Consider the following 25,811-nt stretch of genomic DNA (forward strand, 5'->3'; position numbering starts at 1 on the left):
CCTCGAACTCATCTCACCTCAACTCAATCATTTGGACGCCCACACCGTGCCGGCCGGGTTGTTGACCGGCACGCCGACGGCGTTGCCGTACTCGGTCCACGAGCCGTCGTAGTTGCGCACGTTCTTGTAGCCCAGGATCTTGTGCAGCGCGAACCACGTATGGCTCGAGCGCTCGCCGATGCGGCAGTAGGTGATGGCCGGCTTGCTGCCGTCGATGCCCACGGCCGCGTAGATCGCCTTCAGCTCGGCGGCCGACTTGAAGGTGCCGTCTTCGTTCACCGCGCGGCCCCAGGGCACATTGGCCGCGCCGGGCACGTGGCCCGCGCGCACCGCCAGCTCGGCGGCGCCCGCCGGCGCGAAGATCTTGCCGCTGTATTCGTCGGCCGAGCGGATGTCGACCAGCTTCGCGTCGGAGCGGCCCTCGGCCACGGCCAGCACGTCGGCCAGCCGCGCGCGCAGCTGCGGGTTGGGCTGCGTCACCTTGAAGCGCGTGGCGACATGCTCGGGCGCGCGGTTGTCGAGCACGCGGTTCTCGGCCTCCCACTTCTTGCGCCCGCCGTCGAGCAGCTTCACGTTCTGCACGCCGTACTGGTCGAACACCCAGGCGCCCCAGGCGGCGAACCAGTTGTTGGTGTCGCCGTAGAGGATGACGGTGGTGTCCTTGTCGACACCGGCCGCCGACAGCAGCTTCTCGAACTCGGCCTGGCTCACGATGTCGCGGCGCACGCGGTCGTTGAGGTCGTTGTGCCACGAGAAGTTCACCGCGCCCGGAATGTGGCCGCGCTCGTACAGGCCCGGGTTCACGCTGACCTCGATCACGCGCAGCTTCGGATTGCGCAGGTTCTTTTCGAGCCAGTCGGTCGTGACCAGCGGACCACTGCCGTCGGCCGAGGCTTGGGCAAAGGCGGCGGGCGCGGTGGCCAGAAAGGTCAGCGTGGCGAGGGACGCGGCGCGCCACCATCTGCTGAAGATCGACATGCGGGACTCCTTGTGTTGAATGGAAGACATCAGAAACAGATCAGAGCGAACTGTAGGCAGGCCACCCGCGATCACCAACGAAGCGTTTGCGATAAGCGCATGCGCAAAGCGTCTGAGGCTCAGGCGAGTGCGACTTCCTTGTGAGGGAGTTCGGCGCGCACGCGCCAGCCCAGTTCGGGCGCGATGCGCACCGCCAGGTCGTCCAGGATCTGTTCGTAGGCCTCGCTGTCGAAGTTGTAGGGCAGCTCCACGCGCAGTTCGCTCACCAGCGGCAGCACGGGGTCGCGGTGCAGGCGCTCCAGAATCTCGTCGGCGCTGCCCACGAGGTCGCCGGCGAACAGCGTGCGGCGCTCGCCCTGCGGCGACAGGGTGCGCTCGACGCGGCCCGCGGCGAACGCGCGATAGCGCCGCCGCGTGGCCGCATCAGCGCCATCGAGCGGCACGATCACGCGGCCCAGCGCGATCCGCCCGCGCCGTGCGCCCGGCACTTCGCTGGCGCGGTAGCGTTCGACCAGGCCGGTCTGTGCCTCGAGGAAGTCGTCGGTGGTCTCGCCCGTGAGCACGTTGCCCAGCAGCAAGTGAAAGCCGTTGCGCCCCGCCCATTCGGCCGAGCGCAGCGACCCACCGCCGTACCAGAGCCGCCCGACGAGGCCGGGCGCATAGGGCTGCACGCGCGGACGCACGCGCCCGCCGGCCGATTCGACCACCGTGTCCTCGTCGCCCAGCAGCACGTCTTCGAGGTTGGCGCGCAGCCGCGCCACGCGTTTGTGCGTGAAGTCGACCGTGGCCGGCGGCGCGTCCTGGAAGCGCCCGCCCAGCAAGGCACCGTGCGGCGGCGCGCCCGCGCTCAGGCCCACCTGCAGGCGGCCGCGCGAGAGCACGTCGACGGTGGCCAGGTCTTCGGCGAGGCGGAACGGGTTTTCGTAGCCCATCTGGATCACGGCCGCGCCGAGTTCGATGCGGCGCGTGCGCTGCGTGGCGGCGGCCAGGAAGGTCGGCGCCGAAGACACGGCACGCTCCAGGTGGCGCTGGCGCACCCAGGCGCTGTCGAAGCCGCGCCGCTCGCCGAATTCGAACAACCGCAGCGCGGCTTCGAGGCCCGCGTGCGGGTCGGCCTCGTCGTAGTTGCCGGGCGTGAGAAAACCGATGTGGTGGATGGTCATGGTCGTGTCGCTCGCAGGGTCAGAACTTCGGCAACCCCGGCGGGTTGACCTCCGATTTCGGCAGCGCCTCTTCGGCCAGGCGCCAGCGCGCGAGCGCCTTGGCGTAGGTGCCGTTGCGGATCAGGTTGTTGGCCGCGGTGGTGAGCGCCACCGCCAGCCCGCTGCCCTTGCGCGTGGCCACGGCCACGTCCGACTTGAGCGGCCAGCCCGCGTTCACGGTGCCGGCCAGCCGCAGCTGCCCGTTCTTCGCGGCTTCGTAGGCCTGCGGCGCGTTGGGGTTGAAGTTGGCATCGACGCGTTTCGTCGTCACCGCCAGCCAGCGCGTCACATCGTCGTCGTAGTACTGGATCGACACCGGCTTCAGGCCCGCGGCCACGTTCTGCCGGTCCCACTCGAGCAGGATGCGCTCCTGGTTGGTGCCCGCGCCGGTCGTGAGCTTCAGGCCCGCCACGTCCTTCGGCTCCTTGATCGACTGGATCGCGCTGTCGGTGCGCACATAGAAGCCGTGCAGCCCGAGCCGGTAGGTCGAGAAGTCGAACTTCTCCTTGCGCTGCTCGGTCACGCCCACGTTGGAGATCACGGCGTCGTACTTGCCCGAGCTCAGGCCCAGCGGCCAGTCGGCCCAGGCGACGGGCCGCAGCTCCAGCTTCAGGCCCAGCGCCTCGGCGATGAGATGGGCAAAGTCGGGGTCGAAGCCCACCACCGTCTTCGCGTCGGTGGCGTAGGTGGAGATCGGCGGCGCGAACGGCGCGATGGCGATGGTCAGCACGCCCTCCTTCACGAACTTGAAGCTCGGTGGAATGGCGTTGACGGCCTCGGCGTCCTTGCCGGTGTGCAGGCGGCCCTTCTGCTCGGGGCTGAAGTCGAAGGTGTCGGCGGCGTGCGCCGGCGCGAACGCCATCAGCCCGAGGGCGGCCAGCGCCCCCAGTTTTTTCTTGAGCGACATGGTCCCCTCCCTCAGTTCTTCGGCAAGCCGGGCGGGTTGGTGCGCGCCACCTCGATCGCTTCGGACGCCAGGTTCCAGCGCGACAGCGCCTTGCCGTAGTTGCCGTTCCTGATCTGCGTGTTGAGCGCGAGCGTCACGGCCTCGGCAATGCCCGAGCCCTTGCGCGAGGTGACGGCGATCTCGGCGTTGAGCGGCCAGCCGCCCGACACCAGGCCCGCGAGCCGGGTCTTGCCGTCGCGCGCCTCGTAGGCCGCGATGGCATTGGGGCCCACGTACGCATCGGCGCGGCCCGACTGGATGGCCAGGCGCTGCACCACATCGTCGTCGTAGTACTGGATCTCGATGGGCTTGAGGCCGGCGGCGAGGTTCTGCTTGTTCCAGCGCAGCAGGATCTGCTCCTGGTTCGTGCTGGCCGTCACGATGAGCTTCAGGCCCGCGATGTCCTTCGGTTCCTTGATCGGCCCGAGCTTGCTGTCCGACTTCACGTAGATGCCCAGCTGGTCGTTGCGGTAGGTGGAGAAGTCGAACTTCTCCTTGCGCTCCTCGGTCACGGTCACGTTCGACACCACCACGTCGAACTTGCCCGACTGCAGGCCCAGCGGCCAGTCGGCCCAGGCGGTGGACACCAGCTCCAGCTTGCGCCCCAGGCTGTCGGCCACGAGCTGCGCGATGTCGGGCGCGTTGCCCACGGGCGTCTTGGTGTCGGTGGCGTAGGCCGCGAACGGCAGCCGGCCGGTGGTGGTGCCCACGACGAGCACGCCTTCCTTGAGGAACTTGAAGTCCTTCGCAAGCCGCACGGCCTCGTCGATCTTCTGCGCGCGCGGGCGGCCGGGCTGCTCGGGGCTCAGGTCGGGCGCCGGGGCGGTCTGGGCCGTGGCGGCGATCGGCAGCAAGGCCGCCAGGAGAACGGACAGGAGAAGGCGTCGATGGGTCATGAAAGCGGTCGGTTGGAGAAAGAGAAAAAGGGAAAGAAAACTCAGAGCACCTTGGCCAGGAACTCGGCCGTGCGCGGATGCCTCGGCGCGTTGAACATCTGCTCGGGCGTGCCGGTCTCGAGGATGCGGCCCTGCTCCATGAAGACCACGGTGTCGGCCACCTCGCGGGCGAAGCCGATCTCGTGCGTCACGATGACCAGCGTGGTGCCGGAGCTCGCCAGCTCCTCGATCACCGCGAGCACCTCGCCCACCAGCTCGGGGTCGAGCGCCGAGGTGGGCTCGTCGAACAGCAGCACCTTGGGCTTGAGCGCCAGCGCCCGCGCGATCGCCACGCGCTGCTGCTGGCCGCCCGAGAGCTGGCGCGGGTAGGCGTCCTTGCGGTCGGCCAGGCCGACGCGGGCCAGCAGGTCGGTGGCCAGCGCCTCGGCCTCGGCGCGCGGCAGGCCGCGCACCGACTGCGGCGCCTCGACGATGTTCTCTAGCACCGTGAGGTGCGGGAACAGGTTGAAGTTCTGGAACACCATGCCCACGTCGACGCGGCGCGCGAGGATGTCTTTCTCGTGCAGCTCGTACAGCGTGTCGGCGTCGCGCCGGTAGCCGATGAGTTCGCCGTCGATGGCAATGAAGCCGTCGTCCACGCGCTCCAGGTGGTTGATGGTGCGCAGCAGCGTCGACTTGCCCGAGCCCGAGGGGCCGAGGATCACGGTGACGCTGCCGCGCGGCGCGGTGAAGGTCACGTCGTCGAGCACCTGCAGCGCACCGAAGCGCTTGGACACGCCGTGGATCGTCACCTCGCCACCGGGCGCGCGCGAGCCGTTCCAGCGCGGCACCTGCGCGGGGGCCGGCGCCGGTGCCGACACGGGCACCACGGCCGGCGCCCTGCCCCGCGCCCACAGCCCGTGCACCACGCCGCCCAGCCACGAGCGCGGCGCATGGCGCAGCGCCCCGCGCGAGAAATGCCGCTCGATGTAGTGCTGCGCCACCGACAGCACCGTGAGGATCACGAGGTACCACACGGTCGCCACCATGAGCAGCGGAATCACTTCCAGGTTGCGCCGGTAGATGATCTGGATCGTGTAGAACAGCTCGGGCAGCGCCAGGATGTAGAGGTTCGAGGTGCCCTTGGCCAGCCCGATGATGTCGTTGAAGGCCGTCGGCAGGATGCTGCGCATGGCCTGCGGCAGCACGATGCGCGAGGCCTGGCGCCGGCGCGAAAGGCCCAGCGCAGCCGCTGCTTCGAGTTGGCCCTGGTCCACCGACAGGATGCCCCCGCGCACGATCTCCGAGGCGAACGCCGCCTGGTTCAGCGTGAGACCCAGCAGCGCCGCCACGAAGGGGCTGATGAGCTGCGTGGTCGGGTACGAGAAGAAGGTCAGGTCGGTGAACGGCACGCCCAGCGACACGGTCTCGTACAGATAACCCAGGTTGTTGATGATCAAGAGCAGCACGATCACCGGCACCGAACGGAAGAGCCAGGTGAACACCCAGGCCAGCCGCGCCAGCAGCGGCGAGCGCGACACCCGCGCCAGCGCCAGCCCGGTGCCGAAGAAGAAGCCCAGCACCGCGCCCAGCGCCGTGAGCAGCAGCGTGCGGCCCAGCCCGGCCAGCACCGGCTCCGAGAAGAACCACTGCGCGAACACCGGCCAGCCCCAGCGCGGGTTGGTGAGCACCGAATGCAGCACGAGGCCGATCACCGCCACCGCGAAGACGGTGCCGACGGTGCGCGCCGGGTAGGTCGCGGGGACGATGCGAAAGTGCGAGTAGTCGCCCTTGGCGGGCGGTGCCGCATCGCTGCGGCGCAGGGGTGCCGTGGGGGTACGAGGCTCCGGACCGGCGTCGAGCACGGTGGTCGTGTTCATCGCGACACCGCCCCGCTCAGTGCCGCACCCACGCGGCCTTGCGTGGCCCACTGCGCCAGGTGCTTCTCGAACGGCAGCTTGCGCGGCGTCTCGGGGTCGGCGTCGTCGGTGAAGAGCGCCGTGTAGCCATGGCTGCGGTACAGGCCCACGGCCTCGGGCTGGCGAAAGCCGGTCGTGAGGTAGATGCGCTCGTAGCCCTGGCGCAGCACCTGCGCCTCCAGCTCCGCCAGCACGCGGCTGGCCAGGCCCTGGCGGCGCAGCGCGCCGTGCGTCCACACGCGCTTGAGCTCGGCGGTGCGCTCGTCGTGGCGCATGAAGGCACCGCCCCCGATCGTCACGCCGTCACGCAGCAGCAGCACGAAGTTGCCGTGCGGCGGTGCGAACACCTCGGGCGGGTAGCGGTCGATCTCGCGCGGTGCACCGGGCTCGCGCAGCACGTCGCCGTAGCGGCTGTCGTACTCGAAGGTGAGCCCTTCGATCAACGGCCGGGCCAGCGGGTCCAGCGGCGTGGTGTAGAGAAACTGTTCGCTCATGGGGTGGTTTCCTGGGTGTCGCCGTCGGCGGAAAGAAAGCGCTCGGCCAGCCGGGCCCAGTACACGGCCGCGGGCGCAAGGATCGCGTCGTTGAAGTCGTAGCGCGGGCTGTGCAGCGAGGCGCTTTCGCCATTGCCGAAGAACACGTAGCTGCCGGGGCGGGCCTGCAGCATGTAGGCGAAGTCTTCGCTGGCGGTGCGCGGGCGGAAGGCCGGGTCGACCCGCTGCGCGCCGAAGGTGTCGAGTGCAACGGCGCGCGCGAAGGCGGTTTCCTCTGCGTGGTTGACCACCGGCGGAAAGCCCGGCCGGTAGTCCACCTCGGCCTGCGCACCGAAGCTCTCGGCCTGCGCCCGTGCCAGCGCGGGAATGCGTTGTGCCAGCAGCGCGCGCACCTCGGGCTTGAACGAGCGTGCCGTGAGCTTGAGCTCGACCGTGTTCGGGATCACGTTGGAGGCTTCGCCGCCGTGGATGGAGCCGACCGTGACCACGCCCATGTCGAGCGGATCGACGTTGCGCGCCACCACCGTCTGCAGCGCCGCGATCAGGTGCGCGCTCGCGACCACAGGGTCGACCGTCTCGTGCGGCTGCGCACCGTGGCCGCCCTTGCCGCGCACCGTGATGTGGGCCTGGTCGATGGCCGCCATCGCGGGGCCGGTGACACAGCCCACATGCCCCGTGCTCACGCCGGGCCAGTTGTGCAGGCCGAACACCGCATCGCACGGGAAGCGCGTGAACAGACCCTCGTCGATCATCTTCTTCGCACCCGCGCCGAGTTCTTCGGCGGGCTGGAAGATCAGGTGCAGCGTGCCGCGAAAGCTGCCCGCCTCGGCCAGGAAGCGCGCCGCCGCGAGCAGGATCGCCGTGTGGCCGTCGTGGCCGCACGCATGCATCACGCCCGCGTTCTCGCTCGCATACGGCAGGCCCGTGGCTTCGTGGATCGGCAGCGCGTCCATGTCGGCGCGGATGCCGAGGCTGCGCCCCGACCCGCGCCGCAGCGTGCCCACCACGCCGGTGCCGGCCAGGCCGGTCGCGACCTCGTAGCCCCAGGCCGCGAGCCTCTCGGCCACGAGCGCCGAGGTGCGGTGCTCCTTGAACGACAGCTCGGGGTGCTGGTGAATGTCGCGCCGCAGCGCAATGAATTCGTCGCCGTAGCCGGCAATGGTCGATTCGACGCGGTGGATGTCCTTCAGGGCCGGTCGTGGCAGCGCGGCGCCCATCAGGCGGCCTTGCGCTCGGCGGTGGCGCCGCCCTGCGGCGCGGCATGGCGGCTCGCCTTGCGCGGCAGGCCCAGGTGGTCGCGCAGGGTCTGGCCGGGCAGCGTGCGCTGGTAGCGGCCGCGCGCCTCCAGCGCGGGAACCACGAACTCGATGAAGTCGTCCAGGCCCTGCCCCAGCACCGGGAAGCCGAGGATGAAGCCGTCGGCCGCGCCCTCGTCCACCCAGCGGATGATCTCGTCGGCGATGCGCTCGCCCGTGCCCACGAACTGCGTGCGTGGCGTGGCGACTTCGAGTGCCACCTCGCGCAGCGTCTGGCCCTTGGCCTTGGCATTCGCCTTGATGCGGTCGGTGGTCGAGCGAAAGCTGTTGCGGCCGATCTCGCCCAGTTCGGGGAACGGCGCATCGAGCGGGTACTGGCTGAAGTCGTGGTGGTCGAAGAAGCGGCCCAGGTAGGCCAATGCTTCCTCCACCGTCAGCAGTGCGCGGATGGCGAGGTACTTGGCCTCGGCCTCCGCCTCGGTGGCGGCGACCACGGGGCCGATGCCCGGGAAGATCTTCACATCGCCGGCCTGCCGCCCCTGCGCCACGGCACTGGCCTTGACCTGCTTGAGGAAGGCCCGCGTGTCTTCGAGCGAGGGCGAATGCGTGAACACCGCATCGGCGTACTTGCCCGCCAGACCGATGCCCGCGTCGGACGAGCCGGCCTGGAAGATCACGGGCTGGCCCTGCGGCGAGCGCTGGATGTTCAGCGGCCCCGCCACCTGGAAGAAGCGGCCCTTGTGGTCGAGCGTGTGCAGCTTGTCGCGGTCGAAGAAGCGGCCGCTCTCGCGGTCGCGCACGAAGGCGTCGTCGTCCCAGCTGTCCCACAGGCCCTGCGTCACGGCCAGGTACTCGTCGGCGATCTCGTAGCGCAGCGCGTGCTCGGGATGCGTGCGGCTGTAGTTCTTCGCGCTGCCTTCCAGCGGCGTGGTCACCACGTTCCAGCCCGCGCGCCCGCCGCTGATGAGGTCCAGCGAGGCGAACTGGCGCGCCACCGTGAACGGGTCGCTGTACGAGCTGGAGATGGTGCCCGCCAGGCCGATCTTCGAGGTGACGGCGGCCAGCGCCGACAGGATCGAGATCGGCTCGAAGCGGTTGAGGAAGTGCGGAATCGACTTCTCGTTGATGTAGAGCCCGTCGGCGACGAACGCGAAGGCGATGCCCGCGGCCTCGGCCTTCTGCGCGCTGCGGATGAAGAAGTCGAGGTTGACGCTGGCATCGGCAGGGCCGCCCGGGTGCTTCCAGGCATTCATGTGGCTGCCGGCCCCTTGCAGCATGACGCCGAACTGGATGTTGCTCATGACGATCGTTCTTGTGATGGGAAAAAGAAAAAACTCAGGCCAGTGCAGGCTCGCGGGCCTGCGCCAGCAGTTCGACCGCCGTGGCGCGCGCGCCGAAGTCCGCCACTGGGATGTCGATCACGAACTCCTCGATGCCGTGGCGCGCGCTGAGGGCCTCGAGCGCGTCGCGCACCTCGTCGCCGGTGCCGGCGATGACATGCGGGCGCCGTTCCTCGGTGCGGTAGTCGCTGGCACCGGCCTGGCGCGCGAACTCGGCGGCGGCCTCGAGGCTCGGCAGGTTCACGCTCTGGCCCGTGGGCAAGGTCACGCGGAAGCTGCGCAGCGCGCCCACGCGCTCGGCGGCCTCGTCGTGCGTTTCGGCGGCGAAGGCGAACAGCGCGAGCAGCGGTGCGCGGCCGGTCGCGCCGCGGTAGGCGTCGATCGATTGTTCGATGTTCACGGGGTCGCCGTTGAAGTGGCCCGCATAGACGAACTGCCAGCCCAGCCGCGCCGCGAGCAGCGCGCTCTCGGGGCTGCCGCCGAGCAGCACGCGCTGCGGCGCCACCGGCGGGAACGGCGTGGCCACGGCGCCGGCCAGCGCATGGTCGGCGGGCACGCCATCGTGCAGGAAGGCATCGAGCTCGCGCAGGCGCGCTTCGAAATCGAGGGCCTTCGCCTTCACCGGATCGTGCAGCGATTGCAGCGCCTTGCTGGTCAGCGGCAGGCCGCCCGGCGCCTTGCCGATGCCCAGGTCGACACGGCCCGGCGCCAGCGAGGCCAGCACCTTGAAGGTCTCCGCGACCTTGAAGGGGCTGTAGTGCTGCAGCATGACGCCGCCGGTGCCGATGCGGATGCGCGAGGTCTTCGCGAGCAGGTGCGAGGCCAGCACCTCGGGTGCCGAACCCGCGTAGGTGCGGTTGCCGTGGTGCTCGGCCAGCCAGTAGCGGCGGTAGCCCAGCCGTTCGGCGCGCCGGGCCAGCGCGATGGTGTGCTGGAACGCCTGCGCGGCATCGGCACCTTCGGGGATCAGGCTCTTGTCGAGCAGGGAGAGCGAGTAGGACACGGTGTTCGGCGATGACGCAGTGGAAGCGGGTGTGCTTCAAATTCTGCGAGCCATCGCGCGGGCCGTTTGCGCTGAATTCCTCTATCGATATCTGGAATCTGCGGGGTCGCGCGGCTCACCATGCATAAGGCAGGAGTGCCGCCACGGCCGTGGCGTGCAGCCTCCTGCGCACGCGCAGCGGCACATGGCCATGCGGCGCACGGCGTGCCACTTCATGCGGCGACGCCGGCGCGATGCACCAGGCGATGGCGGTCAGCGCGAGGACGTGGCGGGCCTGTGCGGCCGGGGATGAAGAGGCGACGGTGTGCAGTGGCATGACGGGCGGTTTCCCTGGTTCGATGCCGCCGATTCTGCGAAGCACCTTCGCCCTTGCCAACGACGGATTGCGAATGTCCTGATGCGTTTTGCATCGCATCCGCGCGCTCAAAGGAGTTGCCCCGCCCCCCGTGCACTGGCTACGATGGGCACGCAACCACCCAAGGAGCAGCCGCCATGTCGAACCATGTCTACAAGTCGCTCGAGCTGACGGGCTCGTCCAAGACCAGCATCGAGGACGCGGTGCAGACCGCCATCGCGAAGGCGCACGAGACAGTGCGCAACATCCAGTGGTTCACCGTCACCGAGACGCGTGGCCATGTGGTCGACGGCAAGGTCGCGCACTGGCAGGTGACGGTGAAGATCGGCTTCACGCTCGAGTAGCAAAGCAACAATCCATGGGCGCCTGGAAGGCGCGAAGAAACCGTAGCGAGCGCCCCGAGGTCGCGTCGAGGACCGGAACCGTACACCCGTACGGTGAGGACCGCAGATGCGAGATCGGGGCGCGCAGTAGGTTTATTCGTGCCTTCCTTCGTAGATGTAGCGGCGCGACCATGGCAGCGTGCTTGCCGCCCTGCCCGCCTTGCGCCCCACGATCTGGTAGATCGCCACGTCGTCGTTCTCGAAGGCATAGGCGCAGCCCGCAAGGTAGATGCGCCAGATGCGGAACTTCTCTTCGTCGACCAGCGCGCGCGCCTCGTCGGCACGGGCCTCGTAGGCGTCGCTCCAGTGGCGCAGCGTCTGCGCGTAGTGGCGGCGCAGGTTCTCCACGTCGAAGGCCTCGAGCCCGCCCTGCTGCATGGCCTGCAGCGCCAGGCTGATGTGCGGCAGCTCGCCGTTGGGGAACACGTAGCGGTCGATGAAGTCGCCGCCGCCGTACGACACGCCGCCGCCCTCGGGGTCGGACGAGGTGATGCCGTGGTTCATGACGATGCCGTCGTCGGCCAGCAGCTGTTGCACGCGCTTGAAGTACTCGGGCAGGTTCTTGCGGCCCACATGCTCGAACATGCCGACGCTGGTGATGCGGTCGAACTGGCCCGTCACGTCGCGGTAGTCCTGCAGGCGAATCTCGATGCGGTCTTGCAGGCCCGCGGCCTTCACGCGCTCGGTTGCCAGGTCGAACTGGTTCTGCGACAGCGTGACGCCCACGCAGCGCGCACCGAACTTCTGCGCCGCGCGGATCACCAGCGCGCCCCAACCGCAGCCGATGTCGAGCAGCGTCTGCCCGGGCTGGAGTTCGATCTTGGTGAGGATGTGGTCGATTTTCTTCAGCTGCGCGGTGGCCAGGTCTTCGTCGCCGTTCTCGAAGTAGGCGCACGAATAGACCATGTTCGCATCGAGCCAGAGTTGGTAGAACGCGTTCGACACGTCGTAGTGGTACTCGATGGATTTCTTGTCCGACGACTTGGTGTGCGCGAAGTAGCGGGCCATGCTTTGCAGCGCGCCGCCGGGCTTGTCGAGCGAGGTCTTCGCCAGGCCGTAGGCAATGTCGATCACGTCGCTGAGCTTGCCTTCGATGTCGATCTTGCTCTTGACGTAGGCCTCGCCCAGGTTGTCGAGCGTGGGCTGCAGCATCAGCGACAGCGCCGCGGGCGATTTCACGTGCAGCGTGACCGCCGGTCCGCTGAAGTCACCGAAGTCGTAGGACTGGCCGTCCCACAAGGTGAGCCGCGCGGGCAGGTTCGCCCGTGCACGGACCGCGGCGCTCCACTGCGCCAGCTTCTTTTCCCAAAGCATGCATCTCTCCGAGTTGTTGAGTAGTCCCGCCTCCACGGGCGGACGGGTGCTGCAGCGAACAAAACGATAGCGAGAATTTGCGAAACCTGCATTTCCACGACGACGCAAGAAATCGCGGCAGGTGCTATGTTGAAAGACCCCTCGCGCGGGGCCGTGGGCGGCCTACGCGGCTTCCATCGAGGTCGCGTCGTTGCCGGCCTCGCCGAGCCAGCGGCGCTTGTCGCGCAGCGGCGGCGCGCCGAACATGCGGCCGTACTCGCGCGCGAACTGCGAAGGGCTTTCGTAGCCCACGTTGTGCGCGGCGCTGGCCACGTCGGTGCCGGCAATGAGCATCTGGCGGCGCGCCTCCTGCAGGCGCAGCTGCTTCTGGTACTGCAGCGGGCTCATCGCCGTCACGGCCTTGAAGTGGTGATGGAACGACGACACGCTCATGTGCACCGCGCGCGCCATGTCTTCCACGCGCAGCGACTGCGCGTAGTTGGTGCGCAGCGCGCTGATGGCTTTGGCGATGCGCTGCGTGTGGCTGTCGTGCAGCGCGATCTGGCGCAGCCGCGCGCCCTCGCCGTTCACCAGCAGGCGGTACATGATCTCGCGCTTGATGAGCGGCGCCATGATCGGAATGTCCTCGGGCGTGTCGAGCAGCCGCAGCAGGCGCAGCACGGGCTCCAGCACCGGCATGGCGATGCGGTTCACGTACATGCCGCGCGAGGCCGGCGCGTTGGCCTTGGCCGGCAGCTTCTCGTCGCCGATGAGGTCGCCGATCTCGTCGAGCGCCAGCTCCAGCCGCACGCCCAGGTAGGGCTCGTTCTCGCTGGTCACGCACACCTGGCCGCACACCGGCAGGTCGACCGAGGTGACGAGGTAGTTCATGGGGTCGTACACGTAGATGTCGTCGCCCACGATGATCCGTTTGGAGCCCTGCGCAATGAGGCCCAGCGCCGGCGTCGCGAAGCCGTGCTTGGGGCCGTCGGGCTTGCTGATGCAGTGCACCTGCAGGCCGGGCACGGCGCATTCGACCGTGCCGTCCTGCCCGCGCGTGATGTGGCGGATGAGCTGCACCAGCTCTTCGCGGGCGGCATCGAGTTCGGGTTCCAGCGGCATCGGCATGGCGAGGACGGTGGCGGTGTCGGGGGGGTCATCAGACATGGGTAGGCCTCTGACAAAGGGGAGCGGCCGCGGTGACGGCCATGGAGGATTGGGCTGCCCGCAGCTTAGCGTCGCATCCTCTCCTTCGCACGGCCTGCGCACGAGGTCTGGAGAAATAGGCAAAGACTTTGCAGAAACGCGCTCGCCCGCCGGGGCGCGCCGGCGGGATACTTTTTCGCAACCGCCGGCCATCCGTCACGCCGGACGGCCCCTCCCCACCCAAAGGACAACTTTCGATGCAATACCGCCAATTCGGCCGCACCGGCCTCCTGGTTTCCGAACTCTGCCTCGGCACGATGACCTTCGGCGGCGCGCCGGGCATCTGGGACCACATCGGCCAGCTGCAGCAAGGCGAGGCCGAAGGCCTCATCGGCCGCTCGCTCGACGCGGGCATCAACTTCATCGACACGGCCGACGTGTACTCCGAAGGCCTGTCCGAAACCATCACCGGCCAGGCGCTGAAGAACCTGAAGGTGCCGCGCGACCGCGTGGTGGTCGCGACCAAGGTGCTCGGCGAAACCGGCAGCAAGGGCGTGAACTCGGCCGGCGCCTCGCGCTACCACATCATGGACGGCGTGAAGGCCAGCCTGAAGCGGCTGCAGCTGGACCACATCGACCTGTACCAGATCCACGGCATCGACCCGATCACGCCCATCGAGGAAACGGTGCGCGCGCTCGACGACCTCGTGCGCCAGGGCCACGTGCGCTACGTGGGCGTGTCGAACTGGGCCGCCTGGCAGATCGCCAAGGCGCTGGGCATCGCCGAGCGCGACCGGCTGGCGCGCTTCGAGTCGCTGCAGGCCTACTACACCGTGGCCGGGCGCGACCTGGAGCGCGAGCTGGTGCCGATGCTGCGCAGCGAGCAGCTCGGCCTGATGGTCTGGAGCCCGCTGGCCGGCGGCCTGCTCAGCGGCAAGGTCGACCGCCACACCGCCACCGCGCAAGGCAGCCGCCGCGCGAGCTTCGACTTTCCGCCGGTGAACGTGGAGCGCGCCTACGACTGCATCGACCTCATGCGCCAGTTCGCCGAACCGCGCGGCGTGTCGGTGGCGCAGATCGCGCTGGCCTGGCTGCTGCACCAGCCGGTAGTGACCAGCGTGATCGTCGGCGCCAAGCGCATCGACCAGCTGGACGACAACATCGCCGCCACCGAGGTGAAGCTCACGGCCGACGAACTGGCAGCGCTCGACAAGGCGAGCGCGCTGGCGCCCGAGTACCCGGGCTGGATGCTGGCGCGCCAGGGCGGCGTGCGCGCCCAGCGGCTGGCCGACTCAGGCCGTCGCGGCTGACACGAGCGGGGCCTCGGTGCGACGCGCGGCATGGGCCGCGCTCGCCCGCAGCGCACGCAGGTCGAGGTGTTCGGCGGCGCGCGCCGCCGAGGGCTCTGCCAGGTGCGGCACCACGCCCAGCAGCGGCGCACCGAGCCGGGCGCGCAGCGTCTGCAGGTTGCCTTCGGGCGAGAGCATCTGCGGCTCGACCACGCTCGCGACCCAGCCGGCCAGCACCAGCCCGCGCGCGCGGATCGCCTCGGCGGTGAGCAGCGCATGGTTGAGGCACCCCAGCCGCAGCCCGACCACGAGGATCACGGGCAGGCCCAACGCCACCGCGAGGTCGGCCGTGTCCAGATCGTCGCCCAGCGGCACGCAGAAGCCGCCCACGCCTTCCACCACCACCGCATCGGCCTGCGCCGACAGCCGCTCGAAGGCATCGAGCAGCACGGGCAGCGCGACCTGCACGCCCTCTTCCCGCGCCGCCAGGTGCGGCGACATCGGCGCCTTCAGCACATAGGGGCAGCGCCAGGCCAGCGGCGCGTCGACATTGCCGGCCGCCTGCAGGCGCTCGACGTCTTCGTTGCGCCATTCGCCGTCGATGGCATCGAGCCCCGCCGCCACCGGTTTCATGCCGACCGCGCGCAGGCCCGAGGCGGCCAGCAGCGCGAGCATGGCGCTGCTCACCAGCGTCTTGCCCACGCCGGTGTCGGTGCCGGTGACGAACCAGCGGCGCTGTGTCGCAGCTGCTGCCGTCGTCATGCCGCCTCCGGCCACGGTTCGGCCAGGGCCTCGCCCAGCGCGCCGATGAGCCGCGCCACGTCGGCCTCGGTGTGGCTGGCCGACAGCGCGATGCGCAGCCGCGCGGTGCCGGCAGGCACCGTGGGCGGACGGATCGCGCCCACGCGCAGGCCGTGCGCGTCGAGCCGTTCCATGGTCTGCATCGCGCGCGCGTTGTCGCCCACGATGAGCGGCTGGATCGCGGTCGGCGAATCGGCCAGCCAGGCGCTGCCGTCGGCCGGCAGCACCTGCCTGAGGCCGCTGCGCAGCTGGGTGATGCGGGCGCGCAGTTGCGCGCGGCGGCGCATGCCCTCCTCGCCCTCGATGAGCGCCAGGCTGGTGAGCAGCGCATGCGCCACCGCCGGTGGTGCGGCCGTGGTGAAGATGTAGGGCCGCGCGCGCTGCACCAGGAAGTCGATCACCGTGCGGTGCGCCGCCACGAACGCGCCCGACACGCCGGCCGCCTTGCCCAGCGTGCCGATCAGCACCAGCCGCTCGGAGCGCAGCGCCAGCGCCTGCAGTGCGCCGCGGCCGGTGGCGCCGAGCACACCGAAGCCATGCGCGTCGTCGATCACCAGCCAGGCGTCGTGCTGCTCGGCCAGCGCCAGCAGGCCCGCCACGGGGGCAATGTGGCCGTCCATGCTGAAGACGGCGTCGCTCACGATGATCTTGACCGGCGCGTCGCAGGCGGCCAGCTGCGCGTCGAGCGCCTGCAGGTCGCAGTGCGGGTAGCGTTCCACGCGGGCGCGGGCCAGCCGCGCGCCGTCGATCAGCGAGGCGTGGTTCAGCGTCTCCGAGAAGATCACCGCCTCGCCGTCGCCCAGCGCCGACAGCACCGCGAGGTTGGCCATGTAGCCGGTGCAGAAGAACAGGCTGCGCGCATCGGGAATGTGCGGCGCCATCCATTCGCCCAGGCGCTCCTCGAGCTGCGCATGGGCACGCGAGTGGCCCAGGATCAGGTGCGAGCCGCCGCTGCCCGTGCCGTAGCGCGCCGCGCCTTCGGCCAGTGCCTCGGCCAGCGCGGGGTGCGCGGCCAGGCCCAGGTAGTCGTTGCTGCTGAAGCCGAGCATGGTGCGCGGCGCGGCGGCGCCGGCCAGCGTGAGGATCTGCTCGGGCGCGCAGGCGGTTTCGGCGATCTGCCGGCGGCGGCGCAGCGAGCGCGCGTCGAGCGCGGTGATCTCGTCCTGCAGGCGTTCAAGCAAGCGCAGCATCGCGGGCTCCTTCTTCGGCGACGGCGCCGGATGCGGTGGTGACGGCTTCGAGCGTCGCGAGCGTGCCGTCCACGAGCTGGTCGATCTCGTCGTCGGCGATGGCGTACGGCGGCATCAGGTACACGGTGGCGCCGATGGGCCGCATCAGCAGGCCGTGGTCGCGCGCCGCGAGGTGGAAGCGCTCGGCAAAGCGCGCGCCGGGCTCGCGCACGTCGAAGGCCGTGATCATTCCGCGCTGGCGCAGGTGATCAACGGCTTGGCCGGCCAGCCCCTCGCGAAGGCGAGCGAACAGGCGCGCGGCGCGGTGTTTGTTGCCGTTCAGCGCGTCTTCCTGCTCGAACAGATCGAGCGTGGCGAGCGCCGCGCGGCAGGCCAGCGCGTTGCCGGTGTAGGAATGCGAATGCAGGAAGCTGCGCGCGGCATCGTCGTCGACGAAGCCCTGGTAGATGGCCTCACGCGTCATCACCAGCGCCAGCGGCAGGTAGCCGCCGCTGATGCCCTTCGACAGGCACAGGAAGTCGGGCCAGATGCCGGCCTGCTCGCAGGCGAAGAAGGTGCCGGTGCGCCCGCAGCCGACCGCGATCTCGTCGGCGATCAGGTGCACGCCGAAGCAGTCGCACAGCGCACGCACGCGGCGCAGGTAGGCCGGGTCGTGCATCGCCATGCCGGTGGCGCACTGCACCAGCGGCTCGACGATCACGGCGGCGATGCTGTCGTGCTGCGCGGCCAGGAGCGCCTCGAGTTCGTCGGCGGCGCGGTTCGCCACCGCAGCGGCGTCTTCGCCGGGCCGCGCGGCGCGCGCATCGGGCGAGGCCACGAGGTGCGCGCTGGCGAGCAGCGGCGCATAGGCGTCGCGGAACACGGGCACGTCGGTGACGTGCAGCGCGCCCAGCGTCTCGCCGTGGTAGCCGCCGCGCAGCGCCACGAAGCGGCGCTTGCCGGCGCGGCCCGCGTTGCGCCAGGCGTGGAAGCTCATCTTGAGCGCGATCTCCACGGCCGAGGCGCCGTCGGAGGCATAGAAGCAATGACCCAGCGCGTGGCCCGTGAGCGCCGCCAGCCGCTCGGCCAGCTCGACCGCCGGCGCGTGCGTGCAGCCGGCGAGCATCACATGCGGCAGCGTGTCCAGCTGCGCCTTCAGCGCGGCGTTGATCGCCGGGTGCGCGTGGCCGAACAGGTTGACCCACCACGAGCTGGTGGCGTCGAGGTAGCGCCGGCCTTCATGGTCGGTCAGCCAGACGCCCTCGCCCCGCGCGATGGGCAGCGGCGGCGCCACGTCGAGGCGGATGCTCTGAGTGCAGGGGTGCCAGACGTGGCGGCGGCTGCGCTGTTGCCAGTCGGCGTTGGCATTGGCGGCATCGGCACCTGCGGCGGCTGGCGCGGTCGTGGGGGAGAAAACGTTCGAGGGAGGCACCCGCGCGTTCCTTTCTGGAGGGCAAGGCGGCGGATCGTATCGACGCGACCGCGCCCCGGCAAACGCCCGGAACGCGTGCAAAAAGAAGGCGGAATGACCGAGGTTGGGCGGCGTAGCGCGTGCGTTCAGGGCAACGTCGCGCAAGCTGGCGACTTCCTGCAGGGTCGCGTCACCGGAGGGCCGACACAAGTTGTCCGGCTGCCGTCACAGATGGCGAAGGAATGTCCGCTTTTCAGGGTGTGTGGTGGGTGGACTCCGCTTTTCGGACAGAAGATATGGCTGGTATTCGCAACCGGCTTCAGCCGCGCTTCTCGGCGCTGCGCTTGCGCGTGGCTGCGCCCTTCTTCGCGGACGCCGAACGTTCGGCGGCGGTGCGGTTCGCCGCGGCGGCGCCACCGAGGCGCCCGCCCTTGCGCGAGGGCCCGTGGTTCTCGGCCTTGCCGCGGCCCGCACCGCTCTTCTTGCCGCCGCCGGTCTCGGCATTCACCGTGGCCCAGGCGCGGCGCTCGGCCTCGCCCTTGGCCACGCCGCGGTGCTCGTAGCCTGCCTCGATGTGCTCGGCCTTGCGTTTCTGCTTGTCCGTGTAGGACGACTTGTCGCCTCTTGGCATGTCTGCGCTCCTTCAATCAAATGGGATGAAAGAAGCCTTCATGCTGGCCGCCTGTGCGGCGCCATGGGTCGGAAGAGGCAGGCGCTGCGCGTCAGCGCAGTCTGTCGTGCGCGCTCAGGCCGACAACACGTTCGCGAGGTCGGCCTTCAGGGCCGTGGCGCGTTCCGGCGCCCGCGCGAGCCCCGCCTCGACCAGCGCCTGTGCCCGTGCGCGGTCGCCCAGGTGCACCGCGATCCGTGCGAAGTGCAAAGCGGTGCGCGCATGGATCTGGTGCGGGTCGGTCTCGCGCAGCATCTGTTCGAAGCTCTGCGGATAGCTGCCATGCCGAGCGAAGAAAGTACGCCCCGGCCCTTCCCACTCGCTCACGATGAATTCGACGTTTTCTTCGGCCTGTTCTTTCGTCTCGCCATAGGCCCATCCGAATGCGGCGCCGGGCGGTGGGTCCAGGCGGTCGCGGAACACGCAGTGCGATTCTTCGAGCGCCTCGGGCGCCACCGGCGTTCCGCCCTCGGGCGGCAAGAAGTCCAGGTGCGCGCCGAGGTTCAGGTAACAGGCCTTGCCGCCGCTCGCACCCTGCACGTTGAACACGTGGATCACCGGCCCGTCGATGCGCCGCAGCGTCTGGCCCGAACCCTGGAAGCCTTCGGCCTTGAGCACGGGAAAGAGGTGGTGCGTGAGCAGCTTGAGGAAGGTGGTGCGGTTCATGGCGCGCGGGGTCTCCGGGTACGCAAGGTGATCGAATAACGCAGGCCCTCGGTCGGGGCGATGGCATGTTGCCATGCCCAGCGCGCCGGCCCGCGCAGCAGGTACACGGAGCGCGGCTCGATGAGGAATTCGAGCGCGGCCGGCCCCGACGCGGGCGCACCGGGCACATACGGCCGGAACTGCATCACCGCGTCGCCGTGCAGCGAGACGCCGACGATGTCCTCGAAGTCGGGCACGTCGCGGTGCCAGCCCAGCGGCGTGCCGGGGCGGTACTCGGCGATCAGCACGTGGGTGAGGTCTTCGGGCGCCAGGCCGGCCCAGGCGGCGGCCTTTGCGCGCAGCGGATGCAGCGCCTCGGGCAGCGGCGCGCCGGGCTTGAGGCGGTTGGTGTCGAAGTCGTAGCTGCCGCCGAAGCTGGTGCCGCGCCGGCGGGCGGTGTATTCCTTGTAGCGCATCTCCTTGAGCGGCAGGCCCTGCACGATGCGCAGCAGGCCGGCCTCTTCGTCGCGCGACAGGAACCCGGCTTCGTAGCGCAGGCCCTCGATGGCCGCCACGGGCGCCTCGCCGAACAGGTCGGGCTGGCCGGCGTGCTCAAGGCGTCGGGTGGCGCGCATCGTTTTCCCCGACCTCCCCGGCCTCCCCGGCCAGCTGCACATGCCACCAGCGCGGCAGCAGCTCGCGGATCTCGGCGCGCGCAAAGCGGTCGTCGAGCAGGTGCAGCACGCCCGTGTCGGCCTCGGTGCGGATCACGCGGCCGGCGGCCTGCACCACCTTCTGCAGGCCCGGGTAGAGGTAGGTGTACTCGTAGCCCTTGCCGAAGCGCGACTGCATGCGCTCGCGCGTGATCTCGTTGAGCTCGTTGTACTGCGGCAGCCCCAGGCTGGCGACGAAGGCGCCGATGAGCCGGCTGCCCGGCAGGTCGATGCCCTCGCCGAAGGCACCGCCGAGCACGGCGAAGCCGATGCCCTGCCCGCCTTCCTCGAAGCGCGCGACGAAATCGTGGCGGTCGGTTTCGCGCATGCCGCGCGTCTGCGTCCACACGGGCACGCCGGGGTGGCGCAGCGAGAACGCGGCGCAGGCCTTGTCCAGGTAGTCGAAGCTGCTGAAGAAGGCCAGGTAGTTGCCGGGCAGGCGTTCGAACTGCGCGCCGATGATGTCCGTCACATGGCGCAGCGAGCCGGCGCGGTCGCGAAAGCGCGTGGAGACGCCGGTCGCCACCTCGACGCGCAGCTGCTGGCCGCGAAACGGCGATTCGACGTCCAGCAGCGCCGTGTCTTCGGGCAGGCCGAGTGCGTCGCGGTAGAACGCGAACGGCGCGAGCGTGCCCGAGAAGCAGGTGACCGACACCGCGTCGGCGAAGCGGCCTTCGAGGAAGGGCCCGGGCACGAGGTTGCGGATGGCCAGGCCGCGCTGTTCCTGCGTGGCGCCCAGCGTGCGCTCGAACACCGAGTGGTTGTCGAAGACCTCGGCCAGCCGCGCGAAGTGCAGCGCGTCGAAGAAGAAGCGCTGCAGCGGCCCCTGCGCCGCATCGGGCGTGGCGGCGAAGTGCTCGGCCATCGCGGTGTTGGCGGCCTGCAGCGTGCGCAAAAAGCGCTCGGGGATCTCGTCGGCGGTGTCGTAGCCGGCCGTTTGCGCCTGCTGCAGCGTGTCCCATTCGCGGAACAGCCGCGCCAGCGGGCCGCGCACGGCGGCCGGCGCGGCGCGGTGCGCTTCTTCGAGCGCCGCGCCTTCGAGCTTCGCGGTGTACATGCCGCGTGCGCGCTCCAGCAGGTTGTGGGCCTCGTCGACCAGCACGGCGACGCGCCAGTTGGCGTCCTTCATGCTGGCGAACAGGAACGCGCTGCTGTCGAAGTAGTAGTTGTAGTCACCCACGACGACGTCGCTCCAGTGCGTCATTTCCTGCGCCAGGAAATAGGGGCAGACCTCGTGCGCGAGCGCGACCCGCCGCAGCGCCTCGCGGTCGAGCCAGCCGACTTGCTCGGCCTCGGCGCGCGCGGCGGGCAGGCGGTCGTAGAAGCCGCGCGCCAGCGGGCAGGCCTCGCCGTGGCAGGCGCGGTCGGGGTACTCGCAGACCTTCTCGCGGGCCGCGAGTTCGAGCACGCGCGGCCGGTGCGCGCCGCCCTGCCCCAGCACGCGCAAGGCGTCGAGCGCCACAGGCCGGCCCGAGGTCTTGGCGGTGAGGAAGAACACCTTGTCGAGCTTGTGTGCCGCGCGCGCCTTGAGCAGCGGAAAGAGCGTGCCCAGCGTCTTGCCGATGCCGGTGGGCGCCTGCGCCAGCAGGCAGCGCCCGCCCACGGCGGCGCGGTAGACCGCCTCGGCCAGTTCGCGCTGGCCGGTGCGGAAGTCGGCGTGGGGAAATTCGAGTTGCGTCAGTGCGTCGTCGAGCGCGCCGCGGTGCGCGGCCTCGCGCTGCGCCCAGTCGCTGTAGCAGGCACACAAAGTTTCGAAGTGCGTGCGCAGGGTGTCGCGGGTGTGCTGCTCTTCGAGCACCGTTTCGTCGCCGCTGGCCAGGTCGAGGTAGACCAGCGCAACGGTCAGGTGCTCGTGCCCTTCCTGCTCGCACAGCATCCAGCCGTAGCAACGCACCTGGGCCCAGTGCAGCGCGCGGTGGTTGGCGCGGATGGCGTCGAAGTCGCCGCGAAAGGTCTTGATTTCTTCCACCCGTGCCTGCGCCGGGTCGTAGCCGTCGGCCCGGCCGCGCACGCGCAGCGTGCCGCAGGTGGTGGCCAGCGGCACCTCGCTCTGGTAGTCGCCGCCGCGCCGGGCCTGCACCAGTGCGTGGCCGGCCATGCCTTCGAGCGCGCTGGGCGCGGGCACGAAGCGCAGGTCAAGATCGCCCGCCTTCGCGCCGAAGGCGCACAAGGCCTTGACGGACACGACGTGCGCCGCCGAAACGGCGGCTGACGGGGCGGAATGGAGGTCGGAAGGCATGCTGCCGATACTGGATGAAATCACAGTATAGCGAGCACCGAATGCGGCAATACGTCACACAAATCGGTATCGAGGCCTTCTCCGACAGGTCAAATGATCTTTTTCGGCAAGACTTGACAAGTTTTGCTTACAAATGCATTCATGAAAACTCCCTCCGCGATCGACCCCGTCGAATTCGACCGCCTGCTCAGCCGCAACCTCAAGCTGCCGCTGCTGGGCGGACTGATCGGCGCCGTGGCGTTCGTCGCGCTGATCCTGTACCTGCTGACGAGCCTGAGCTGGGTCGAGCACACCGACCAGGTCACGCGCGCCGCCAGCGAACTGCAACGCCGCTCCATCGACATGGAAACGGGCATGCGCGGCTTCCTGATCACCGGCGAGGAGAGTTTTCTCGAGCCCTACCAGTCCGCCCTGCCGCGCCTGAAGGCCGACACCGACGCGCTGCGCCGCCAAGTGTCGGACAACCGCCAACAGGTGGAGCGTGTCGACCGCATTGTCGGCCTGCAGGAGTCGTGGCTGACCTTCGCACGGGAAATGATCGAGGCGCGGCGCAACGGCATCGATCCGCAGGCCACCGTCCGGCTGGGCCGCGGCAAGCGCCTGACCGACGACCTGCGCGCCGAGTTCACGGCCTTCATGGACACCGAGCAGACGCTGCGCTTCCAGCGCAACACCGAGGCCAACCGCACGAGCTGGTGGGTGGTCGGGCTGTTCCTTCTGTTCACGCTGGTGTACTCCGGCCTGGTGGCGTTCTTCGGCCGCCGGCAGCTGATGCGCCTGTCCGACAGCTACGACGTGGTGCTGCGCGAGCAGGCGGCCCACGCCGAGCGGCTGTCGCAGGAGGCCTGGCTGCGCAATGCGCAGACCGAGCTGGTGGGCGAGCTGGTCGGCGAACTCAGCGCGCCGGACATGGGCCGCAAGATCCTGGCATTTTTCTCGCGCCACCTGGGCAGCTCGGTCGGTGCGCTCTATGTGCGTGAACGCCACGGCCCGCTGCGCCGCGCCGCGAGCTATGGTTTCTCGAGCGAGGCCGAAGCCTCGCCGCAGGTGTTCTCCCCCACCGAAAGCCTGGTCGGCCAGGCGGCGGCCGAGCAGCGCCGCATGCTGATCGATCCGGTGCAGGCCGACTACCTGAAGGTCAACTCCGGCCTCGGCGAGATGACGCCCAAGGCCGTGCTGCTGCTGCCGGTGGCGGCCGATGGCGCCGTCAACGGCGTGCTCGAACTCGGCCTGCCGGGCACGCCCGACGCGCGCAGCGAGCAGCTGTTCGACCTCGTGGCCGACGACATCGGCACCTCGCTGGCGGCGGCGCGCTACCGCGAACAGCTGCAGGACGTGCTGGCCGAAACGCAACAGCTCAACGAGGAACTGCAGGTGCAGCAGGAAGAGCTGCGCACCGCCAACGAAGAGCTCGAAGAACAGTCGCGCGCCCTGCGCGCCTCGCAAGCCATGCTGGAGAACCAGCAGGCCGAGCTGGAACAGACCAACAGCCAGCTCTCCGAGCGCACCGAAGCCCTCGACCAGCGCAACACCGCGCTGCGCCGCGTGCAGCGCGACCTGGAAGACCGCGCCGACGAGCTGCAGCGCGCCAGCCGCTACAAGTCGGAGTTCCTCGCGAACATGTCGCACGAACTGCGCACGCCGCTGAACAGCGCGCTCATCCTGGCCAAGCTGCTGGGCGACAACCCGCAGGGCAACCTGTCGCTGGAGCAGGTGAAGTTCGCGGAATCGATCTACGCCTCGGGCAACGACCTGCTGGTGCTGATCAACGACATCCTGGACATCGCCAAGGTCGAGGCCGGCAAGCTCGAGCTGGTGCCCGAAGAGGTGCCGCTCGACAAGCTGGCCCAGAGCCTGGAAAGCACCTTCCGCCCGCTCGCGACCGACAAGAACCTGGAGTTCCGCCTGGAGCTGCGGCCCGACGCGCCGGCCCTGCTGGTCACCGACCGGCAGCGCGTGGAGCAGATCCTGAAGAACCTGCTGTCGAACGCGATCAAGTTCACCGAGCGCGGCGAAGTGGCGCTCACGGTGTCGGCCACCGCCGACGGCGGCGCGGCCTTTGCGGTGCACGACTCGGGCATCGGCATCGACCCGCAGCAGCACGAACTGATCTTCGAGGCCTTCCGCCAGGCCGACGGCACCACCAGCCGGCGCTACGGCGGCACGGGGCTGGGCCTGTCGATCTCGCGCGACCTCACGCAGCTGCTGGGCGGCTCGCTGACGGTGAAGAGCGAAGCCGGCCAGGGCAGCACCTTCACGCTGCAGCTGCCGCCGCGTGCGCCGCAGACGATGCCGGCGCCGGCCGTGCCCGTGGGCACGCTGCGTTCGGTGTCGACGTCTTCGTCTTCGCATGCGCCCGCCGTGCTGTCGCCGCCGCCGCTCGCGCCCCCTGCCCCGGCGCCCGTGGTGCCGGCCCCGCGCTTCGCGGACGACCGCTCGATTCCGCGCGACCAGGTGCGCCGCGTGCTGGTCATCGAGGACGAGCCGCAGTTCGCCCACATCCTGTACGACCTGGCGCACGAGCTGGGCTACCGCTGCCTGGTGGCGCACGGCGCGGCCGACGGCTTCGAGCTGGCCACGCAGTTCGTGCCCGACGCGATCCTGCTGGACATGCGCCTGCCCGACAGCACCGGCCTGGACGTGCTGCAAAAGCTCAAGGACTCGCCGCACACGCGCCACATCCCGATCCACGTGGTCTCGGCCGCCGACAACGCGCAGGCCGCGGCGCTGCACATGGGCGCCATCGGCTTCGCGCTGAAGCCGGCCACGCGCGAGGAGCTGACCAAGGTGTTCGGCCGGCTGGAAGAAAAGCTCACGCAGAAGGTCAAGGTCGTGCTGCTGGTGGAAGACGACGCCTTGCAGCGCGAGAGCGTGATCCGGCTGATCGGCGACGACGACATCGAGATCGTCGCAGTCGGCTCCGGCGAGGAGGCGCTCGCGCTGCTGCGCACGCGCGTGTTCGACTGCATGATCACCGACCTGCGGCTGCCCGACATGCAGGGCAGCGAGCTGCTCAAGGCCATGGCGGCGGAAGAGATCGTGTCGTTCCCGCCGGTCATCGTCTACACCGGGCGCAACCTCACGCGTGACGAAGAAACCGAGCTGCAGCGCTACTCGCGCTCGATCATCATCAAGGGCGCGCGCTCGCCCGAGCGGCTGCTCGACGAGGTGACGCTGTTCCTGCACAAGGTGGAGGCCTCGCTGTCCAGCGAACGCCAGGGCATGCTGAAGACGGCGCGCGGGCGCGACCGCATCTTCGAGGGCCGCACCATCCTCCTGGTGGACGACGACGTGCGCAACATCTTCGCGCTCACCAGCGCGCTGGAGCAGCGCGGCGCCACGGTCGAGATCGGGCGCAACGGCCGCGAGGCGCTGGAGCGCCTGGACCAGGTCCGCGAGATCGACCTCGTACTGATGGACGTGATGATGCCGGAGATGGACGGTCTGGAAGCCACGCGCCACCTGCGCGCCGACCCGCGCTTCGCGAAGATGCCGGTGATCGCCATCACCGCCAAGGCCATGAAGGACGACCGCGACCAGTGCCTGGCCGCCGGCGCCAGCGACTACCTGGCCAAGCCGGTCGACCTGGAGCGCCTGTTCTCGCTGTTGCGCGTGTGGATGCCGAAGATGGAGCGCCTGTGACCCGCAAGCCCCTCCCCGCCGCGCTGCAGGACCCGGCCACCG

The 25,811-nt window shown here is 69.7% G+C and carries 22 protein-coding genes; 3 read left to right on the forward strand and 19 right to left on the reverse strand.

Annotated features, from left to right (window positions below):
• Window positions 1-27: 27 nt before the first annotated feature.
• From AC57B8_RS25885 to AC57B8_RS25930, 10 genes are all read right to left on the reverse strand, one after another.
• On the reverse strand, window positions 28-978 hold the full coding sequence (locus tag AC57B8_RS25885; protein WP_496481170.1) for a sulfurtransferase: 951 nt from the start codon (window positions 976-978) through the stop codon (window positions 28-30).
• A gap of 119 nt (window positions 979-1,097) precedes the next feature.
• A complete protein-coding gene (locus AC57B8_RS25890; RefSeq protein ID WP_487847004.1) occupies window positions 1,098-2,141 on the reverse strand; it encodes an LLM class flavin-dependent oxidoreductase in 1,044 nt (347 codons plus the stop codon).
• Between the two features lie 19 nt (window positions 2,142-2,160).
• Window positions 2,161-3,087 carry an ABC transporter substrate-binding protein gene (locus tag AC57B8_RS25895; protein ID WP_496481171.1) on the reverse strand — a complete coding sequence of 309 codons (927 nt, stop codon included), beginning with the start codon at window positions 3,085-3,087 and terminating at the stop codon, window positions 2,161-2,163.
• An 11-nt stretch (window positions 3,088-3,098) separates the two neighbouring features.
• The gene (locus AC57B8_RS25900; protein WP_139706246.1) at window positions 3,099-4,022 is read right to left on the reverse strand and encodes an ABC transporter substrate-binding protein; all 924 of its coding nucleotides are present in this window, start codon (window positions 4,020-4,022) and stop codon (window positions 3,099-3,101) included.
• A gap of 41 nt (window positions 4,023-4,063) precedes the next feature.
• Window positions 4,064-5,881: an amino acid ABC transporter permease/ATP-binding protein gene (locus AC57B8_RS25905; protein ID WP_496481172.1), complete on the reverse strand. Its 1,818-nt coding sequence runs from the start codon at window positions 5,879-5,881 to the stop codon at window positions 4,064-4,066.
• A complete protein-coding gene (locus AC57B8_RS25910) occupies window positions 5,878-6,414 on the reverse strand; it encodes a GNAT family N-acetyltransferase (protein ID WP_496481173.1) in 537 nt (178 codons plus the stop codon). Before AC57B8_RS25910 ends, AC57B8_RS25905 begins: the two co-directional genes overlap by 4 nt.
• A complete protein-coding gene (locus AC57B8_RS25915) occupies window positions 6,411-7,631 on the reverse strand; it encodes a M20 aminoacylase family protein (RefSeq protein ID WP_341891606.1) in 1,221 nt (406 codons plus the stop codon). Before AC57B8_RS25915 ends, AC57B8_RS25910 begins: the two co-directional genes overlap by 4 nt.
• Window positions 7,631-8,971: an LLM class flavin-dependent oxidoreductase gene (locus AC57B8_RS25920; protein WP_496481174.1), complete on the reverse strand. Its 1,341-nt coding sequence runs from the start codon at window positions 8,969-8,971 to the stop codon at window positions 7,631-7,633. The genes AC57B8_RS25915 and AC57B8_RS25920 overlap by 1 nt, the downstream gene beginning before the upstream one ends.
• A gap of 34 nt (window positions 8,972-9,005) precedes the next feature.
• Window positions 9,006-10,013, reverse strand: a complete 1,008-nt coding sequence (locus AC57B8_RS25925; protein WP_070060580.1) for an LLM class flavin-dependent oxidoreductase — start codon at window positions 10,011-10,013, stop codon at window positions 9,006-9,008.
• A gap of 115 nt (window positions 10,014-10,128) precedes the next feature.
• Window positions 10,129-10,329 carry a hypothetical protein gene (locus AC57B8_RS25930; protein ID WP_062482175.1) on the reverse strand — a complete coding sequence of 67 codons (201 nt, stop codon included), beginning with the start codon at window positions 10,327-10,329 and terminating at the stop codon, window positions 10,129-10,131.
• A 176-nt stretch (window positions 10,330-10,505) separates the two neighbouring features.
• Here AC57B8_RS25930 and AC57B8_RS25935 point away from each other — a divergent pair, with 176 nt between their 5' ends.
• Entirely contained in the window at window positions 10,506-10,712 is a 207-nt protein-coding gene (locus tag AC57B8_RS25935; protein WP_062482179.1) for a dodecin, read from the forward strand.
• 132 nt (window positions 10,713-10,844) lie between these two features.
• Here the strand turns inward: AC57B8_RS25935 and AC57B8_RS25940 are convergent, their stop codons facing one another.
• The gene (locus AC57B8_RS25940; RefSeq protein WP_496481175.1) at window positions 10,845-12,065 is read right to left on the reverse strand and encodes a class I SAM-dependent methyltransferase; all 1,221 of its coding nucleotides are present in this window, start codon (window positions 12,063-12,065) and stop codon (window positions 10,845-10,847) included.
• Between the two features lie 162 nt (window positions 12,066-12,227).
• On the reverse strand, window positions 12,228-13,211 hold the full coding sequence (locus AC57B8_RS25945; RefSeq protein WP_496481176.1) for an AraC family transcriptional regulator: 984 nt from the start codon (window positions 13,209-13,211) through the stop codon (window positions 12,228-12,230).
• 236 nt (window positions 13,212-13,447) lie between these two features.
• Between AC57B8_RS25945 and AC57B8_RS25950 the strand changes: the two genes are divergently transcribed.
• Entirely contained in the window at window positions 13,448-14,500 is a 1,053-nt protein-coding gene (locus tag AC57B8_RS25950; protein ID WP_496481177.1) for an aldo/keto reductase, read from the forward strand.
• On the opposite strand, the gene bioD is transcribed toward AC57B8_RS25950, so the two are convergent.
• The 7 genes from bioD to AC57B8_RS25985 all read right to left on the reverse strand — a co-directional run bounded on the left by bioD (window position 14,483) and on the right by AC57B8_RS25985 (window position 22,127).
• Window positions 14,483-15,241: a dethiobiotin synthase gene (gene bioD, locus AC57B8_RS25955; RefSeq protein WP_369628815.1), complete on the reverse strand. Its 759-nt coding sequence runs from the start codon at window positions 15,239-15,241 to the stop codon at window positions 14,483-14,485. The two genes, AC57B8_RS25950 and bioD, sit on opposite strands and share 18 nt — an antisense overlap.
• Complete coding sequence (bioF, locus tag AC57B8_RS25960) at window positions 15,238-16,470, reverse strand: 8-amino-7-oxononanoate synthase (RefSeq protein ID WP_496481178.1); 1,233 nt, start codon at window positions 16,468-16,470, stop codon at window positions 15,238-15,240. The genes bioD and bioF overlap by 4 nt, the downstream gene beginning before the upstream one ends.
• Window positions 16,454-17,881 (reverse strand): adenosylmethionine--8-amino-7-oxononanoate transaminase, encoded by a 1,428-nt coding sequence (bioA, locus tag AC57B8_RS25965; RefSeq protein ID WP_496481179.1) that lies wholly within the window; start codon window positions 17,879-17,881, stop codon window positions 16,454-16,456. Before bioA ends, bioF begins: the two co-directional genes overlap by 17 nt.
• A 298-nt stretch (window positions 17,882-18,179) precedes the next feature.
• On the reverse strand, window positions 18,180-18,491 hold the full coding sequence (locus AC57B8_RS25970) for a plasmid stabilization protein (RefSeq protein WP_496481180.1): 312 nt from the start codon (window positions 18,489-18,491) through the stop codon (window positions 18,180-18,182).
• Between the two features lie 114 nt (window positions 18,492-18,605).
• Window positions 18,606-19,196 carry a DUF4304 domain-containing protein gene (locus tag AC57B8_RS25975; protein WP_496481181.1) on the reverse strand — a complete coding sequence of 197 codons (591 nt, stop codon included), beginning with the start codon at window positions 19,194-19,196 and terminating at the stop codon, window positions 18,606-18,608.
• On the reverse strand, window positions 19,193-19,810 hold the full coding sequence (locus AC57B8_RS25980; protein WP_496481182.1) for an alpha-ketoglutarate-dependent dioxygenase AlkB: 618 nt from the start codon (window positions 19,808-19,810) through the stop codon (window positions 19,193-19,195). The genes AC57B8_RS25975 and AC57B8_RS25980 overlap by 4 nt, the downstream gene beginning before the upstream one ends.
• Window positions 19,788-22,127 carry an ATP-dependent DNA helicase gene (locus AC57B8_RS25985; protein ID WP_496481183.1) on the reverse strand — a complete coding sequence of 780 codons (2,340 nt, stop codon included), beginning with the start codon at window positions 22,125-22,127 and terminating at the stop codon, window positions 19,788-19,790. Before AC57B8_RS25985 ends, AC57B8_RS25980 begins: the two co-directional genes overlap by 23 nt.
• Before the next feature lie 141 nt (window positions 22,128-22,268).
• Here AC57B8_RS25985 and AC57B8_RS25990 point away from each other — a divergent pair, with 141 nt between their 5' ends.
• Window positions 22,269-25,769 carry a response regulator gene (locus AC57B8_RS25990; protein ID WP_496481184.1) on the forward strand — a complete coding sequence of 1,167 codons (3,501 nt, stop codon included), beginning with the start codon at window positions 22,269-22,271 and terminating at the stop codon, window positions 25,767-25,769.
• Window positions 25,770-25,811 lie beyond the last annotated feature (42 nt).

The sequence above is a fragment of the Variovorax sp. BGA-UO-ETr-C22 genome (genome assembly GCF_059567965.1).